General features: G+C 63.9%; 14 protein-coding genes. 9 read left to right on the top strand and 5 right to left on the bottom strand.

Annotated features, from left to right (window positions below; translation table 11 throughout):
* The first annotated feature begins 1 nt into the window (after position 1).
* The 6 genes from J7548_RS16270 to J7548_RS16245 are packed head-to-tail and all read left to right on the top strand — an operon-like array spanning position 2 to position 4,494.
* Complete coding sequence (locus J7548_RS16270; RefSeq protein WP_290976318.1) at positions 2 to 475, top strand: hotdog family protein; 474 nt, start codon at positions 2 to 4, stop codon at positions 473 to 475.
* Positions 472 to 1,209 carry a 3-oxoacyl-ACP reductase FabG gene (gene fabG, locus J7548_RS16265; RefSeq protein ID WP_290976315.1) on the top strand — a complete coding sequence of 246 codons (738 nt, stop codon included), beginning with the start codon at positions 472 to 474 and terminating at the stop codon, positions 1,207 to 1,209. The genes J7548_RS16270 and fabG overlap by 4 nt, the downstream gene beginning before the upstream one ends.
* Entirely contained in the window at positions 1,206 to 2,450 is a 1,245-nt protein-coding gene (locus tag J7548_RS16260; RefSeq protein ID WP_290976312.1) for a beta-ketoacyl-ACP synthase, read from the top strand. The genes fabG and J7548_RS16260 overlap by 4 nt, the downstream gene beginning before the upstream one ends.
* Positions 2,451 to 2,510: 60 nt before the next feature.
* Positions 2,511 to 2,957 carry an excinuclease ATPase subunit gene (locus J7548_RS16255; protein WP_290976309.1) on the top strand — a complete coding sequence of 149 codons (447 nt, stop codon included), beginning with the start codon at positions 2,511 to 2,513 and terminating at the stop codon, positions 2,955 to 2,957.
* A gap of 10 nt (positions 2,958 to 2,967) precedes the next feature.
* On the top strand, positions 2,968 to 3,681 hold the full coding sequence (locus J7548_RS16250; protein ID WP_290976307.1) for a 4'-phosphopantetheinyl transferase superfamily protein: 714 nt from the start codon (positions 2,968 to 2,970) through the stop codon (positions 3,679 to 3,681).
* A 54-nt stretch (positions 3,682 to 3,735) separates the two neighbouring features.
* Entirely contained in the window at positions 3,736 to 4,494 is a 759-nt protein-coding gene (locus tag J7548_RS16245) for a hypothetical protein (protein WP_290976305.1), read from the top strand.
* Positions 4,495 to 4,608: 114 nt separating this feature from the next.
* On the opposite strand, the gene J7548_RS16240 is transcribed toward J7548_RS16245, so the two are convergent.
* Positions 4,609 to 5,517, bottom strand: coding sequence for a DMT family transporter (locus J7548_RS16240; protein ID WP_290976302.1), 909 nt, complete (start codon positions 5,515 to 5,517; stop codon positions 4,609 to 4,611).
* Positions 5,518 to 5,641: 124 nt separating this feature from the next.
* On the opposite strand from J7548_RS16240, the gene J7548_RS16235 reads away from it, so the two are divergent.
* Positions 5,642 to 6,076 carry an Lrp/AsnC family transcriptional regulator gene (locus J7548_RS16235; RefSeq protein WP_290976299.1) on the top strand — a complete coding sequence of 145 codons (435 nt, stop codon included), beginning with the start codon at positions 5,642 to 5,644 and terminating at the stop codon, positions 6,074 to 6,076.
* Positions 6,077 to 6,086: 10 nt separating this feature from the next.
* On the opposite strand, the gene J7548_RS16230 is transcribed toward J7548_RS16235, so the two are convergent.
* From J7548_RS16230 to J7548_RS16215, 4 genes are all read right to left on the bottom strand, one after another.
* The gene (locus J7548_RS16230; protein WP_290976296.1) at positions 6,087 to 7,427 is read right to left on the bottom strand and encodes a sigma-54 dependent transcriptional regulator; all 1,341 of its coding nucleotides are present in this window, start codon (positions 7,425 to 7,427) and stop codon (positions 6,087 to 6,089) included.
* Positions 7,428 to 7,431: 4 nt separating this feature from the next.
* The gene (locus tag J7548_RS16225) at positions 7,432 to 9,231 is read right to left on the bottom strand and encodes an ATP-binding protein (RefSeq protein ID WP_290976294.1); all 1,800 of its coding nucleotides are present in this window, start codon (positions 9,229 to 9,231) and stop codon (positions 7,432 to 7,434) included.
* 155 nt (positions 9,232 to 9,386) lie between these two features.
* Positions 9,387 to 10,739 carry an MFS family transporter gene (locus J7548_RS16220; RefSeq protein WP_290976291.1) on the bottom strand — a complete coding sequence of 451 codons (1,353 nt, stop codon included), beginning with the start codon at positions 10,737 to 10,739 and terminating at the stop codon, positions 9,387 to 9,389.
* 432 nt (positions 10,740 to 11,171) lie between these two features.
* Entirely contained in the window at positions 11,172 to 13,484 is a 2,313-nt protein-coding gene (locus J7548_RS16215; RefSeq protein ID WP_290976288.1) for an NADP-dependent malic enzyme, read from the bottom strand.
* A 542-nt stretch (positions 13,485 to 14,026) separates the two neighbouring features.
* Between J7548_RS16215 and thiL the strand changes: the two genes are divergently transcribed.
* Together thiL and J7548_RS16205 are read left to right on the top strand one after the other, a co-directional pair.
* Positions 14,027 to 14,992: a thiamine-phosphate kinase gene (gene thiL / locus J7548_RS16210; RefSeq protein ID WP_290976284.1), complete on the top strand. Its 966-nt coding sequence runs from the start codon at positions 14,027 to 14,029 to the stop codon at positions 14,990 to 14,992.
* 80 nt (positions 14,993 to 15,072) lie between these two features.
* On the top strand, positions 15,073 to 15,543 hold the full coding sequence (locus J7548_RS16205) for a phosphatidylglycerophosphatase A (RefSeq protein ID WP_366005671.1): 471 nt from the start codon (positions 15,073 to 15,075) through the stop codon (positions 15,541 to 15,543).
* The last annotated feature ends 51 nt before the right edge of the window (positions 15,544 to 15,594 follow it).

The following is a 15,594-nucleotide window of genomic DNA, read 5'->3' as shown; positions in this document are numbered from 1 at the left end:
GATGACGACACAAGCCACATCCGTTCCACCGATTGAACAATTGCTGCCGCATACGGCGCCGATGATCCTGCTCGACCGGGTCGCCTCGGTATCGGCCGAGAACCTGGAAGCGGAAGTCGTGATCCGTCCCGGCATCCCCTTCAACAACGGCGCTGGCGTAGGCGCCTGGGTCGGAGTCGAGTACATGGCGCAGGCAATCGCCGCCTGGGCCGGCTATCACGCGCGGCTGCGCGGCGAAAGCGTGAAAATAGGTTTCCTGCTGGGTTCGCGCCGCTATGAATGCGCCACACCTGAATTCGCCAACGGCATGCGCCTGAAGGTGGCGGTGAAACTGCTGCTGCAGGCGGAAAACGGTCTGGGCTCCTTCGAATGCGCGATCAGCGACACATCAACGCAACAAGAACTGGCGCGAGCCACCGTGTCGGTGTTCCAACCGCACGACGCAACACAATATCTTCAAGAAGGCATGGCATGACAATATCGGGGGATAAAACCATCTTCGTCACCGGCTCGAGCCGGGGCATAGGCCGCGCGATCGCACTGCGACTGGCGCGCGACGGCTATGACATAGCGCTGCACTGCCACCAGCGGCGCGAGGCGGCCGACGAAGTCGCACGCGAGATAGCGGCACTGGGGCGCGGCACACGCATATTGCAGTTCGACATCGCCCAGCGCGAGCAGGCATCGCAAATACTGCTGCAAGACGTCGAGAAACACGGCTGCTACTACGGCGTGGTCTGCAACGCTGGCATTACCCGCGACAACGCCTTCCCCGCCATGCCGGGAGAAGACTGGGACAGCGTGCTGCGCACCAATCTCGACGGCTTCTACAACGTGCTCAATCCGCTGGTAATGCCGATGGTGCGCCGACGCGCGCCGGGCCGCATCGTTACGCTGGCTTCGGTCTCCGGTCTGATCGGCAACCGCGGCCAGGTCAACTACAGCGCCGCCAAGGCCGGCGTCATCGGCGCCACCAAGGCGCTGGCGCTGGAATTGGCCAAGCGCGACATCACCGTCAACTGCGTGGCGCCGGGCCTGATAGATACCGATATGGCCCAGGATGCGCCACTGGAGGAAATCATGAAGCTGATCCCCGCGCGCCGCGCCGGCAAACCGGAGGAAGTGGCGGCGGCGGTAGCCTTCCTGATGTCTCCCGATGCCGCCTACATTACACGCCAGGTGATCTCAGTCAACGGAGGACTGGCATGAGCAATAATTTCCCTGCTCGCCGCGTGGTGGTCACCGGCATGGCCGGCATCAGCCCGATCGGAAACGACTGGAACAGCGCACTGGGGCACCTGAAGACCTTGCGCAACGCCGTGCAGCGCATGCCCGGCTGGGATGAATACATCGGCCTGCATACGCGCCTGGGCGCCCCGGCGGCGGAGTTTCCGCTATCCGACAAATACAATCGCAAGACCACGCGCAGCATGGGACGCGTGGCGCTGATGGCGACCCGCGCCAGCGAATGGGCGCTGGACGACGCCGGCCTGCTGGACGATCCACTGCTTTCCAGCGGCCGCCTGGGCATCGCCTACGGCTCTTCGGCCGGCACGCCCAATGCGATCGCAGACTTCGCCATGATGTTCGCGGAAAAGAACACGCGCGACATCAACGCCAACACCTACCTGAAGATGATGGCGCACACTGCGCCGGTAAACATGGGCGTGTTCTTCGGCATCACCGGACGCATCATCACCACCTCCAGCGCCTGCACCTCAGGCAGCCAGGGCATAGGCTATGCCTTTGAAGCGATTCGTAGCGGCCGCCAGACCGCGATGGTCGCGGGCGGTTCCGAAGAACTGTGCGCTACCGAAGCGGCGGTGTTCGACACGCTATACGCCACCAGTGTGCGCAACGACACGCCACAGATCACTCCCAGCCCGTTTGACAAGGACCGCGACGGCCTGGTGCTGGGCGAAGGCGCCGGCACGCTGATCCTGGAAGACCTGGAGCACGCACAAGCGCGCGGAGCCCAAATCTATGCCGAGATCGTCGGTTTCGGCACCAACAGCGACGGTTCGCATGTCACCAATCCCAATGCCGCCACCATGCAGGTCGCTATCGAGATGGCGCTGGCAGATGCCGGCCTGCCAGCAGACGCCATCGGCTACATCAACGCCCACGGCACCGGCACCCGCCAGGGAGATGTGGCAGAGACCACCGCCACGGCACGTGTGTTCGGCACGCGTGCGCCGATCAGCTCCCTCAAGAGCTATATGGGTCACACGCTGGGCGCCTGCGGTGCGCTGGAAGCCTGGCTGACTATCGAAATGATGCGCCACGGCTGGTTTTCCCCCACGATCAACCTGAGCCAGCCAGATCCCGACTGCGGCGAACTCGACTACATCACCGGCGCGGGGCGCGAGATGGATTGCGAATACGTGATGTCCAATAACTTCGCTTTCGGCGGAATCAATACATCACTGATCTTCAAGCGCTGGAATTGAGGCGCAGCCAAACCTATCCCCTGCGACATTTCCATATCACCAACCACAAGGAGTCGAACAATGAAGAATATCTCCCTCATCCTGGCCGCGGCCTTACTCGCGGCATCCTCGCTGTCCGCGCAAGCGCGCGACACCAAGCACCTGTTGTCTGTGGAAGAAGCCAAGACGCAAAAGGACAAGGAGGGGGTATTGGACGGTTCGGTCAAGTTCTACTTCGCCGGCCAGCAACATCCTGCCATCATCACCAAACTCTCCAGCGACGTCACCAACCAGAAGACCAATGCCGTGGGCAAGTCCGATGAAGAGGCTTGCAAGTGGGTGTTCCTGTCGGCGCTGGTGCAATTGCATAAGAAAGCCAAGGAGCTGGGCGGCAACGCGGTAGTCAACATCGTGAGCTATTACAAGAAGAACGAGATGGCCAGCGCCACTCAATATGAATGCCACGCCGGCGCCACCTTGGCCGGCGTCGCCCTCAAAGGCGACATCGTCAAAATCGCGGACAAGTAAGCACGCCGGCATGCCGTCCGCCCGCGTCTGGATCGTGGATGGCCGCGACTCTTTCGCCTGCACGCCTGCTCCGGCCATTCCATCCGCGCTTGCTGCGCTGCTTTCAGGCAGCGAACGCACGCGGCTGAAAGGCTTCCTCAGGTCTCGGCGCACAGGCGAATTTCTGCTCGGCCGACTGTTGCTGCGCCATGCGCTGGCTCAAACGCTGGGCTGCCCGCCGGCCGGCATTTCGGTCGAGGAACATCCCGGCGCCTCCCCTCGGGTAACGATTGCAGGATGCCCTGCGGATGGTGTGGCGTTGCCAGGCTTCAGCCTGTCGCACAGCCGGGGCTGGCTGGCCTGCGCCATCGGTGAAGTTTTTCCTGTGGGCGTGGATATCGAGGCGCCGGCACCGCAGCGCGACCTGCCAGCCCTGGCGCAGCAAGCCTTCTCCGAATGGGAAACGGCATGGCTGGCAACACAGGAACACTACAGCGATGCCTTCTACCGGCTCTGGTGCGCGAAGGAAGCACTCTATAAATTCCGCCACAATGCCGGTCTGATCGATACTCAAGATCTGACGGAATTGGACTGCGGCCCCGACGCATCAGGCACTGCCGATGCCTTCCTGCACCACGAAACCGGCAGCGGCTATCATCTCTGCCTCTGCAGCGGCGTACGGCCGCAAACCTGCGTCATCGAACGGATCGAATACTCGCTGCTGTTGAATTTGTCCGGAGGCTGAGCCAAAATCCATCTGCCCCGCGAGGGCTACAAAACCAAACCAATGGGGGAATCCATGACAAGAACACGCACCTGGCTGCTTGCAGCCTCCACCATCATTCTCACGACCGCCTGCGCTACCCCGGAAGAGCGCATGGCCAAGCTGCAAATCAAGCAGCAGCGCCTGGAATTGAAGACCCAGCAACTGGCCCAGCGCAATGAAACGCGCGGAAAAACGCAAACCAGCGCGGTCTTGGACCAGCGCGCGCCGCTGGAAAATGTGGTGAAGGCGCTGGCCGCCTGCGACGCCACCCTGGGCGCCACAATCAAGCAGTTCGCCCCCGACCTTACCCCCATCTTCCCGGTAACGGTGAAGGGTGAAGTCGCCGCCATCGATGTGCCTGACCGCAAGACGCCGGGACGCAACACCGTGCAGCCCACCGCTGCAGCCAAGGTGTACGGCCTGACGCTGTCGGGGTACTACGAGGAAAGCACCGAGATCAACGGCACCCTGCAAAAAATGGCATGGGGCTTCGTCACTCCGGCCAGCCCCGCCCAGGCAGCCGCCGTGCTGGGTACAGTCATCCCCAACTTCAAGCGAGTGAGCAAGGAAATCAACGGCAACTACGTGCGCATGGAGATTTTCGATCGCGACGGCTGGCATCGCACTTCGCGTTTCGACTACTATCGTGCGCAGCCCAACCTCCAGGGCGAGCGCACGCTGGTGATTGAAGCCTCGCGCGACCCGGCCCTCCCGGGAAGCCGTATCGGCTGCGCAGTACGTGGCTTCCAGACCGAACAGTTCCAGGGAACGTTGCGCCCGGAACTGGGATGATCTCCTCATCGGGCCCGCGCCACAGCGGGTCCGTATCCCTCTGCCATTACTCGCCCAGCGTGGAGGCGATCCTCTCCCCACCTCGAAATTCTCGATTTCGCTGAAAGAACAACCTCAGCGGAGCGTTCGCCCAATTTCCCCGGCGGCGCGCGACCGCCATCTCCAGCCGAACAGCATGCCCGCCGCCGCCAACAGGATTGCGGCGGCGCCGATGAATTGGACCAGGTGCAGCCGGTGCCCGAATGCCAATGCATCCACCAGGAATGCAACCACCGGATAGATGAACGACAATGCGCCGGTCAGGTGCGTAGGCAAGCGCTGGATGGCGCCATACAGCAGGATGTACATCACTCCCGTATGAACCACGCCCAACGTCGCCAGATAGCCCCAAGCCGCCGGGCTGACGGCGTCTGCCGCCCCATGCAGGGCGAACGGCGCCAGCATGACAACTCCCACCAGCACCTGAACCAAGGCGATCAGATGCGGTGGAACGCTCTTTAATGCCTTTGTGATGAGCGCTGCCATGGCGTAGAAGAATGCGGCGCCCAACGCCAGCAACACTCCCGCCAGATAGTGGTCGCCCTCGCTGCCCATATCGGGCCGTCCTTGGACAATGAGCAGCACGCCGGCGAACGACAGCAACAGCCAGCCCAGCTTCGCCCAGGTCAAGCGTTCACGCAGGAACAGCGCGCCCAGTCCCACCAGCATGAATGGTTGCGTGTTGTACACCGCTGTCGCAATGGAGATCGAAGCGCGCGGATATGCGGCGAACAGCAGCAACCAGTTGGCGACGATGGCAATACCGCCCAGTATCGCCAGAAACAACTGCCGCAGGGTAATTTGTCCAGGCTTGAAATGCCCCATCGCCGCGCAGACGGGCAGCAGCGTGGCTGCCCCGAACAGGCAACGCCAGAACACGACTTCCGAAGCCGGCCGGCCCGACAGCACCACCAGCCAACCAATGGTTCCGGAAATCACCATTGCCGCAGTCATTTCCAGCACACCGCGCAAATTGTCTTTCATCGCCCCATTCCCGTAGTTAAGCAAGGCTATACTTTAATCCGCCGTATGCATTACCCACATACGAAAAACCAAGCAGAGTTCCGGGAATTCCTTCTTTCATTAAGGAAAAAAGGAGAAATACTTTATGACGATGGATGATATCGATCGCAAGATCATCAATTTGCTGCAAGCCGATGCGCGGATGTCCACCAAAGCCCTGGCGGAGCATATCGGCCTTTCCGCGCCCGGCGCCGCCGAACGGCTGCGGCGGCTGGAAGAACGGGGCGTGATCCGCGCATTTACTATCGATGTCGATCCGCGCGCCCTGGGCTACTCCTTGCAAGCGATCGTCCGCATCAAACCCTTGCCGGGAAAGCTGCATGCCGTTCAGAAGTTGCTCGAAGCGATTCCCGAGATATCGGAGTGCGACAAGGTGACAGGGGATGACTGCTTCATCGCCCGCCTGCACCTGCGTTCGATCGAGCACCTGGATTTCATCCTGGAGCGCATCGTGGACAAGGCCGAAACCAGCACGGCTATCATCAAATCGCAACCCGTCAGACGACGACTGCCGGGGTGATGAGGTCGGCTCACCCTTCCGCCAAGTTGTATTTCTTGATCTTGTCGTAAAGCGTCTTCTTGGGGATGCCCAGGTGCTGCGCCGCCAGCGCCACGCTGCCGCCAGTCTCCCTGAGCGCGAAGGCGATCATCCCCGCCTCGAAATTCTCGACCTGCTGCGGCAGCGAAATGCCTTCCGATGCCACTTCCCGCACCGGCCCCGCCTCACTCACGCCCAGCACCCAGCGGTCGGCGAAATTGCGCAGTTCGCGCACATTGCCCGGCCACTCGCGCTGCTGCCATTGCTGCATCTGGGCCGCGCTCCAGGGCGGCACGTCGCGCCGGTAGCGCACCGCCGCGGCCTGGCAGAAATGCGCCAGCAGCAACGGGATATCGCTGCTGCGCTGGTTCAGCGTCGGCAAGTCGATCGCCACCACGCCGATGCGGTAGTACAGATCCTCGCGGAATTCGCCGCGCCCGCTCATCTGCAGCAGGTCGGCCTTGCTGGCCGCCACCACGCGGCAGTCGATGGCGATCGATTCGTTGCCGCCCAGCCGTTCCAGCCGGCGCTCCTGCAGCACGCGCAGCAGCTTGACCTGCATGGCCAGCGGCATGCTTTCGATCTCGTCCAGGAACAGGGTGCCGCCGTCGGCGTATTCCAGCTTGCCGATGCGGCGTTTCTGCGCGCCGGTAAAGGCGCCGGCCTCATGCCCGAAGATTTCGCTCTCGAAGACCGTTTCCGGCAAAGCGCCGCAATTGAGCGCGACGAAGGCGCCCTTGCGGCCGCTGGCGGCATGCAGCTGGCGCGCCACCACCTCTTTGCCGGTGCCGGTCTGGCCGTTGATCAGCACGTCGACATCGGCCGGCCCCAGGCTGCGGATCAGCGTGCGCACGCGCTCGATGGCCGGCGACTGCCCCACCAGCGGCGGCAGTTCCGGGTGGCTAGCCCAGGCGTCGCGCAGCTTGCGGTTTTCCAGCACCAGGCGGCGCTTCTCCTGCGCGCGCGCCGCCACTTCCAGCAGGCGGTCGGAGGCGAAGGGCTTTTCGATGAAGTCGTAGGCGCCGGCGCGCATCGCCTCGACCGCCATGCCGACATCGCCATGGCCGGTGACCACGATCACCGGGATGTCGGCGTCGACCGCCACCGCATGCTCCAGCAGCTCCAGCCCGGACATGCCCGGCAGGCGCACGTCGGTCACCAGGATGCCGGCAAAGTCGCGCGTGAGCAGCGGCAAGGCATCCTCCGCGCTGGCGCAGGCGCTCACGGCAAAGCTGCCCAGCTCCAGCGTCTGCGCGGTGGCTCGGCGCACCGCCTGTTCGTCCTCGACCAGGATGGCGGCGGCGCTGTTGCTGTCTTCGGTAGTTGCGTTCATGGTGTCAGCCGTTCTGTTGCAGCGGCAGGCGCACGATGAATTCGGCGCCCCCCTGCGCATGGTTATGCGCGGTGAGCTGGCCGTTCATCGCCTGCACGATGGAAGAGGAGATCGCCAGCCCCAGGCCCAGCCCCTTGCTGGACGACTTGGTGGTGAAGAAAGGTTCGAACAGGTGCGGCGCCACTTCATCGGGAATGCCGGCGCCCGAGTCGCGGATACGCACCACGGCCTGCCCGCCTTCGGTTTCCAGGCTCACACAGACCTGCTTGCTGGGCGCGTCCTCAACCGCATCCAGCGCATTGCGCAACAAGTTGACCAGCACCTGCTCGGTGCGCACCGCGTCGCCGGTGATGCTGGCCGGGTGGCGGATATCGATGGCGATGCCCACGCCGTGGTTCTGGAATTCGCTGCCCAGGAGCAGCACCGCCGCCTCGATCGCCTGGCGCAAATCGACCGTCGCCACCAGCTCGCCGCTCTTGCGGGCGAAGCCTTTCAACTGGGCGATGATCTTGCCCATGTTGGCGCTGGCGCTGCTGATGTGCTCCAGGTTCTCCGTCGCCTGCGCGGTCTGGCCGCGCGCCAGGAACTTCACCGAGTTGTCGGCGAAGGCGCGGATGGCCGCCAGCGGCTGGTTCAGCTCGTGCGTCACGCCGGCCGCCATCTGCCCCAGCATGGCCAGCTTACCAGCCTGCACCAGCTCATTCTGGGTGGTGCGCAACAGCGTTTCGGTCTGCTGCAGCTTCTCGTACTTGGCTTCGATGGCCTGGTTGGCCGCGGTCAGCTCTCGGGTGCGCTGGGCGATGCGCGCATCCAGCTCCTCGGCCGCGCGGCGCAGGGCGTCGCGCGACTCCAGTCGCTCCTGCACGCGGCGCCGGTGCTGGTACCAGGCCAACAGCGAGATCGCCAGCGCCACCATGAACAAGGCGGCGGCCAATGTCGACAGCGTGGCCGAACGCACCATGCGCGCCCGCGACGGGTACAGCATCAGCTCCCAGCCCAGCTTGGAGACGGGCCGCGACACATGCTCGCCGAAACCGCGCTGCAAGGCCTTGGGCAAGGCGGTCACCGGCGCGATGGGCAGGTCGGCGTACTGGTGCGTGCCTTCCAGTTCGCGCTGCATCGGCGCGCTCAGCGGTTTCAGGCTGTGGTACTTCCATTCCGGTCGGTTGCTGAGGAACACCACGCCGCTGGCGTCGGTCAGGGCGATCGGGTCGTCGCTGCTGCTCCAGGTATGTTCGAATTCGGCCAGGTCGACCTTGACCACCATCACGCCGATGGGCTGCTCGCCGGCGGCCGGCTCCTGGCTGCGGTAGATCGGCTGGGCGATGAAATAGCCCGGTTCGCTGGAGATGTTGCCGATGCCGTAGAAGCGCCCCGCCCGGCCCTGCACCGCCTCGCGGAAATACGGGCGGAAGCCGAAGTCGCGACCGACGAAGCTGAATTCCTCGTCCCAGTTGCTGGAAGCCAGCGTCATGCCTGCCGCATTGAGCATGAAGATATGCACGGCGCGCGACTGGCGCTGGATGATCTTGAAGGCGCGGTTGAGCCGGTCGACCGCGGCGGCATCCCCGGGATGCTGCAACACCTGGCGCACATCGGCCTGGAAGCCGAGCGCGAACGGCAATGCCTCGAACTTCTGCAGGATGGACTCCAGGTCCATCGCCACGATCTGCAGTTGCGCCGAGCCCAGGCTTTTCTGGTCGGCGCCGGCCTTGCGCAGGCTGAGCTGGTAGGTGGCGCCGCACACCGCCATCGTCGCCGCCATGAAGGCCAGGAACAGCAGCAGGTTTCTTCTGGCTCTCATGTGCGCAGGCCGATAGTGAAAGGGATGGATAAATTAAATGCCCGCGCTGCGCGGGCGCCAGATGCGACACGGCGCCCTTGCAGGCGCCGTGTCCGGCCATGACCAGCCGTAATGATAACGCGGATGAAGCCGGCCCGATCCGCCGGCGCATCGGGTCAGGCCGGCTTGCGTCCCCCGCCAGCGTCCGCTTCGGCACCCGCTTCGCCGCCTACCAGGACGTCGTCATGCAGGTGGCCGTCGCGCTGCGGGTCGGGCATGCGCAGCGTCACGATCAGCGCCACCAGGCACAGCGCGCTCACATACCAGTAGAAGGCCGATTCCATGCCGGCCGACTTCAGCGACAGCGCGACGAATTCAGCCGAACCGCCGAAGATGGCGTTGCCCACCGCGTACGACAGGCCCACGCCCAGCGCGCGCACTTCGGCCGGGAACATCTCGGCCTTGATCAGGCCGCTGATGGAGGTGTAGAAGCTGACGATGGTCAGCGCCAGGATGGCCAGGACGAAAGCGACATAGGGGCTGCTGACATCCTTGAGCAGGTGCAGGATGGGGAAGGTGCACAGCATGCCGAGGATGGAGAAGCACAGCATCGAATTGCGGCGGCCGATCTTGTCGGAGATGGCGCCGAAGAGCGGCTGCAGGATCATGTAGACGAACAACGCGCCGGTCATCACGCCGTTGGCCAGCTTGGGATCCATGCCGGCCGTGTTGACCAGGTACTTCTGCATGTAGGTGGTGAAGGTATAGAACATCAGCGAGCCGCCGGCAGTGAAGCCGACCACGTTGAGGAAGGCGCGCTTGTGCTGCAGCAGGCCCTTGAGGGTGCCGGCATCCTTCTTCTTGCGCACGTCCGAGGAAGCGGTCTCGGCCAGCGAACTGCGCAGGTACATCGCCACCAGCGCACCCAGGGCGCCCAGCACGAACGGCACGCGCCAGCCCCAGTCCATCAGTTCCTGCTTGGTCAGCCACAATTGCATGCCGAACAGCACTAGCACCGCCAGCAACTGGCCGCCGATCAGCGTCACATACTGGAAGGACGCCAGGAAGCCGCGGCGGCCGTTGGGCGCCACTTCGCTCATGTAGGTAGCCGAGGTGCCATACTCGCCGCCCACCGACAGGCCCTGGAACAGGCGCGCCACCAGCAGCAGCGCCGGCGCCCAGGCGCCGATGGCGGCATAGGTCGGCATCAGCGCCACGGCCAGCGAGCCGCCGCACATCATCAGCACGGAAATCAGCATCGAGGTCTTGCGGCCGTGCTTGTCGGCGATGCGGCCGAACAGCCAGCCGCCGATCGGGCGCATCAGGAAGCCGGCGGCGAATACGCCGGCGGTGTTCAGGAGCTGGGTGGTCGGGTCGCCCTTGGGGAAGAAGGCCGGCGCGAAATAGATCGCACAGAAGGAATAGACGTAGAAGTCGAACCACTCGACCAGATTGCCGGACGAAGCGCCGAGGATGGCGAAGATGCGCTTGCGGTATTCCGCCGGGCTCAATTGATGGTTGCCGCTCATGGAGATCTCCTGTTGTCGCCGCCCCGTTCCTGTCCGGTCCGGCGGCTTGTGTTTTGCCCACGTGCATGCCGGGGGCGGTGAAATAGGAGAAGACGCGACGCCGGTGCATGTAGCCGCATCCAGCCTGTCTCCGCCTGCTTTGTCGATGCGGCAATCATTGCAGGCTTCGTGCCAGATGGAGTGGCGATTTGAATAAATTTCTAAGCCACTGTTTTTAAATGTTTTTTCTCAACCGGGTTTCTTGTGCAGCACAGCAATCATGCGGATGTCCGGAAAGCCGCAATGCGGCTTTTGCGGGATTCCATCCAGACATATTGTGAAGACACCGGTGGAAGAGAACCAGGGAAAATCAGGAAAAAAAGAAAAGCGGCGCATATCTTCCGATATGCGCCGCTTTCCGATACTGCTGCGTCTGCCTTTACGGCAGCCCGATCAACGCTCCGACAACGCGTCCATCACGCACAGCGCCGTCATGTTGATGATGCGGCGCACCGTCGCCGACGGCGTCAGGATATGGACCGGCTTGGCGCAACCCAGCAGGATTGGGCCGATCGCCACGCCGTTGCCCGATGCGGTTTTGAGCAGGTTGTAGGCGATGTTGGCCGCGTCGATGTTGGGCATGACCAGCAGGTTGGCGTCGCCCTTGAGCGGCGAGTCCGGGATCACGGCGTTCAACAGCTTGCTGTCGAGCGCGGTGTCGCCGTGCATTTCGCCGTCCACTTCCAGGTCCGGCGCCACTTCGCGGATGATGGCCAGCGCTTCGCGCATCTTGCGGGCCGATTCGCTGTTGCTGGAACCGAAGTTCGAATGCGACAGCAACGCGGCGCGCGGATGCAGGCCGAAACGGCGCATTTCCTCGGCGGCCAGGATGGTGATCTCGGCCAGTTCCTGCGCATTCGGGTTCTCGTTGACGTGCGTGTCGACCAGCACCAGCTGGCGGTTCGGCAGGATCACCGCGTTCATGGCCGCATAGACGTTCACGCCCGGGCGCTTGCCCAGCACCTGGTCGACATAGTGCAGGTGCAGCTGGGTGGTGCCGTAGGTGCCACAGATCATGCCGTCGGCGTCGCCCTTGTGGATCGCCATGGAGCCGATCAGGGTGTGGCGGCGGCGCATTTCCAGCTTGGCGTACTGCTCGGTGACGCCCTTGCGGCGCGACATCTCCAGGAAGGTCTGCCAGTAGTCGCGGTAGCGGTTGTCGAAGTTCGGATTGATGACTTCGAAGTCGACGCCCGGACGCAGGCGCAGCCCGAATTTCTGGATGCGCTGTTCCAGCACTTCCGGACGGCCCACCAGGATCGGCTTGGCCAGGTTTTCATCGACCACCACCTGCACCGCGCGCAGCACGCGCTCTTCTTCGCCCTCGGCGTAGACGATGCGCTTCTTGGCTTCGGCGGCCTTCTTGGCGACCTGGAAGATCGGGCGCATGAAGGTGCCGCTGTGGTAGACGAACTGCTCCAGCTTCTCGGCGTAGGCGGCCATGTCCTTGATCGGACGGGCGGCCACGCCGGAGGTTTCGGCGGCGCGCGCGACGGCCGGCGCGATCTTGATCATCAGGCGCGGGTCGAACGGCTTGGGAATGATGTATTCCGGGCCGAACGACAGGTTGGCCACGCCGTAGGTGGCGGCCACGATGTCGGACTGCTCGGCCTGCGCCAGTTCGGCGATGGCGTGCACGGTGGCGATTTCCATCTCGCGGGTAATGGTGGTCGCGCCCGAATCCAGCGCGCCGCGGAAGATGTACGGGAAGCACAGCACGTTGTTGACCTGGTTCGGATAGTCCGAACGGCCGGTGGCGATGATGGCATCGTCGCGCACGGCCTTGACGTCTTCCGGCAGGATTTCCGGGGTCGGGTTGGCCAGCGCCAGCACCAGCGGGCGCGGCGCCATCTGCTTGACCATCTCCTGCTTGAGCACGCCGGCGGCGGACAGGCCCAGGAAAATGTCGGCATTGGGGATCACTTCGGCCAGGGTACGGGCATCGGTTTCGCGGGCGAAACGCTCCTTGTCCGGATCCATTAGTTCGGTGCGGCCCTTGTAGACCACGCCGGCCAGGTCGGTGACGTAGATGTTTTCGATCGGGAAGCCGAGGTCGACGATCAGGTCCAGGCAGGCCAGCGCGGCCGCGCCGGCGCCGGAGACCACCAGCTTGACTTCCTTGATGTCCTTGCCGACCACCTTCAGGCCGTTCAGGATCGCCGCGCCGACGATGATGGCGGTGCCGTGCTGGTCATCGTGGAAGACCGGGATCTTCATCTTCTCGCGCAGCTTGCGCTCGATGTAGAAGCACTCGGGCGCCTTGATGTCTTCCAGGTTGATGCCGCCGAAGGTCGGCTCCAGCGCCGCGATGACGTCGATCAGCTTGTCCGGGTCGGTTTCGTTGATTTCGATGTCGAACACGTCGATGCCGGCGAACTTCTTGAACAGCACGCCCTTGCCTTCCATCACGGGCTTGGAAGCCAGCGCGCCGATATTGCCCAGGCCCAGCACGGCGGTGCCGTTGGTGATCACGGCCACCAGGTTGCCGCGGGCGGTGTACTTGAATGCGTTGAGCGGATCGGAAACGATTTCTTCGCAAGCCGCGGCCACGCCGGGAGAATACGCCAGGGAGAGATCACGCTGGTTGGTCAGCAGCTTGGTGGGAGTGACGCTGATCTTGCCCGGGGTGGGAAACTCGTGGTAATCCAGCGCTGCCTGACGAAGTTGCTGACGCACTTCTTCTTTCTTACTGATCATCGAATCCATAACTCTGTATTCTCTATGTTGACTTGCGAAGACCGTCGATTCTAGCAGAGGTCGGCCCCTAATCATAGGCCGCCGATTTTATGCTGCCCCGCGCAAAGCCAGTCCGGAACAGGCTTTGCGGCGTTTCGCCAATGGCGCTTGATGTCCGCGAACATCCCCTTTCACGGTGCAATTGACGACTGTTAGCGGTGTGATCGGCACATGTTGCGCACAGCATCCAATGGCGAATCCTTGCTCGCCAGCACGGGCCGGAAACGGCGCCGGCGCACGCCTCCGGGCAAGCCGGCGGCATCGGCGGCCAGGCCCTTGCGCCCGCTGCAGGCTGCATGCGGGTGCGCTTGCCGCCTTACTCGTTGTGCCGCCGTTTGCCATCGTTTGTCGCCGCTGCGGCGAAACTTCCCCGAAAACGGACAACCTGCGCTTTCCGCGCATTCGCTGCAATGCAGCATCCCGCCCTTGCATTTATTGCACGTAACGGCGCGGCAACAGTAACCGCGGATATTGTCCTCCAGAAGCGATGACAGATTAGTTACAATCGCTCCATGCTCTCCGAATTCGAACTGATCGCGCGCTACTTCAGCCGCCCGCTTGCCCCCGACAGCCGCACGGCGCTCGGTGTCGGCGACGATTGCGCGCTGATGATGCCGGCCCCGGGCATGCAACTGGCCATCTCCAGCGACATGCTGGTGTCCGGCCGTCACTTCTTTCCCGATGCCGATCCGCTGGCGCTGGGCCATAAGTGCCTGGCGGTCAACCTGTCCGACCTGGCGGCGATGGGCGCCAAGCCGATCGCCTTCACCCTGGCGCTGGCCCTGCCCGCGACCGATCCCGAATGGCTGGCGCCGTTCGCCGACGGCATGCTGGCGCTGGCCGACCTGCACGGCTGCGAACTGATCGGCGGCGACACCACCAAGGGGCCGCTGACCGTCAGCATCACCGTGTTCGGCGAAGTGCCGGCGCAGCAGGCACTGCGGCGCGATGCGGCGCGCGCCGGCGACGACATCTGGGTATCCGGCTCGCTGGGCGATGCGCGCCTGGCGCTGGCCGGCTACCGCAACGAGATTGCGCTGTCCGGACAGGAGCTGCTGCTGGCGGCGCCGCGCATGCACGAACCCACCCCGCGCGTGGAACTGGGCATCGCGCTGCGCGGCATCGCCCACGCCGCCATCGACATTTCCGACGGCCTGGCCGGCGATCTCGGCCACATCCTGCAACGCTCCAGGCTCGGCGCCACGCTCGACGCCGACGCCCTGCCGCCGGGCAACGCGCTGCAACACCGAGACCTCGAATTACGACGCCGCTTCACGCTGTGCGGCGGCGACGACTACGAGCTCTGCTTCACCGCGCCGGTGCGCCTGCGCGATGCCGTGCTGAAGGCGGCGCATGCGGCCGGCGTCGAAGTCGCCCGCATCGGCACGATGGAGCATGCCCCCGGCCTGCGCATCGTCGATGCCGGCGGCGAACCGCTGCAGTTGGCGCTGGACTCCTTCGACCATTTCCGTTCATGAACCAAGACCTTCCCTCCTCATCCGCAGCCGCTCCCGCGGCGACGCCTGTACCGAAGAAGCCCCGCGCCAACGCCCAGTTCATGCTGGCCCATCCGGCGCACTGGATCGCGCAGGGTTTCGGCAGCGGCCTCTCGCCCATCATGCCGGGCACCGCCGGCACGCTGTTCGCCTGGCTCTCCTATGCCGTGCTGAGCGCGCGCTGGCCGCATGTGTTTACCGCCCCCAACTGGCTGGCCATCATCGTGGCCGGTTTCGTCATCGGCATCTGGGCCTGCCACCGTACCGGGCGTGCGCTCAATTCGCCCGACGACGGCAGCATGGTGTGGGACGAGATCATCGCCTTCTGGCTGGTGCTGGTGCTGGTCACGCCGGCCAGCTTCAAGGTCCAGCTGGCCGCGTTCGTCGTGTTCCGCTTCTTCGACATGGTCAAGCCGCCGCCGATCGCCTGGTTCGACCGCCGCTTCAAGGGTGGCTTCGGCGTGATGTGGGACGACATCGTGGCGGCCTTCTATACGCTGCTGGCGTTCGCGCTCTGGCGCACTTACGCTTGACTGTTCAAGACTCCCGAAGACGGAGTATGCTGTCCCTGCACGCACACGATC

This window comes from Herbaspirillum sp., assembly GCF_017744395.1.
In the GTDB taxonomy this organism is placed as follows: domain Bacteria; phylum Pseudomonadota; class Gammaproteobacteria; order Burkholderiales; family Burkholderiaceae_D; genus Herbaspirillum.
The sequence above is the reverse complement of the archived record's forward strand: the minus strand, read 5'-3'. Positions and strand labels throughout refer to the sequence as shown.

Excerpts from the sequence above, each read along its gene's own strand:
- J7548_RS16270 (WP_290976318.1), top strand. The coding sequence starts at position 2 with ATGACGACACAAGCCACATCCGTTCCACCGATTGAACAATTGCTGCCG.
- J7548_RS16220 (WP_290976291.1), bottom strand. The coding sequence starts at position 10,739 with ATGAGCGGCAACCATCAATTGAGCCCGGCGGAATACCGCAAGCGCATC.
- J7548_RS16230 (WP_290976296.1), bottom strand. The coding sequence starts at position 7,427 with ATGAACGCAACTACCGAAGACAGCAACAGCGCCGCCGCCATCCTGGTC.
- J7548_RS16215 (WP_290976288.1), bottom strand. The coding sequence starts at position 13,484 with ATGGATTCGATGATCAGTAAGAAAGAAGAAGTGCGTCAGCAACTTCGT.
- J7548_RS16250 (WP_290976307.1), top strand. The coding sequence starts at position 2,968 with ATGCCGTCCGCCCGCGTCTGGATCGTGGATGGCCGCGACTCTTTCGCC.
- J7548_RS16235 (WP_290976299.1), top strand. The coding sequence starts at position 5,642 with ATGACGATGGATGATATCGATCGCAAGATCATCAATTTGCTGCAAGCC.
- J7548_RS16205 (WP_366005671.1), top strand. The coding sequence starts at position 15,073 with ATGCTGGCCCATCCGGCGCACTGGATCGCGCAGGGTTTCGGCAGCGGC.
- J7548_RS16240 (WP_290976302.1), bottom strand. The coding sequence starts at position 5,517 with ATGAAAGACAATTTGCGCGGTGTGCTGGAAATGACTGCGGCAATGGTG.
- J7548_RS16260 (WP_290976312.1), top strand. The coding sequence starts at position 1,206 with ATGAGCAATAATTTCCCTGCTCGCCGCGTGGTGGTCACCGGCATGGCC.
- fabG (WP_290976315.1), top strand. The coding sequence starts at position 472 with ATGACAATATCGGGGGATAAAACCATCTTCGTCACCGGCTCGAGCCGG.
- J7548_RS16255 (WP_290976309.1), top strand. The coding sequence starts at position 2,511 with ATGAAGAATATCTCCCTCATCCTGGCCGCGGCCTTACTCGCGGCATCC.
- J7548_RS16225 (WP_290976294.1), bottom strand. The coding sequence starts at position 9,231 with ATGAGAGCCAGAAGAAACCTGCTGCTGTTCCTGGCCTTCATGGCGGCG.
- J7548_RS16245 (WP_290976305.1), top strand. The coding sequence starts at position 3,736 with ATGACAAGAACACGCACCTGGCTGCTTGCAGCCTCCACCATCATTCTC.
- thiL (WP_290976284.1), top strand. The coding sequence starts at position 14,027 with ATGCTCTCCGAATTCGAACTGATCGCGCGCTACTTCAGCCGCCCGCTT.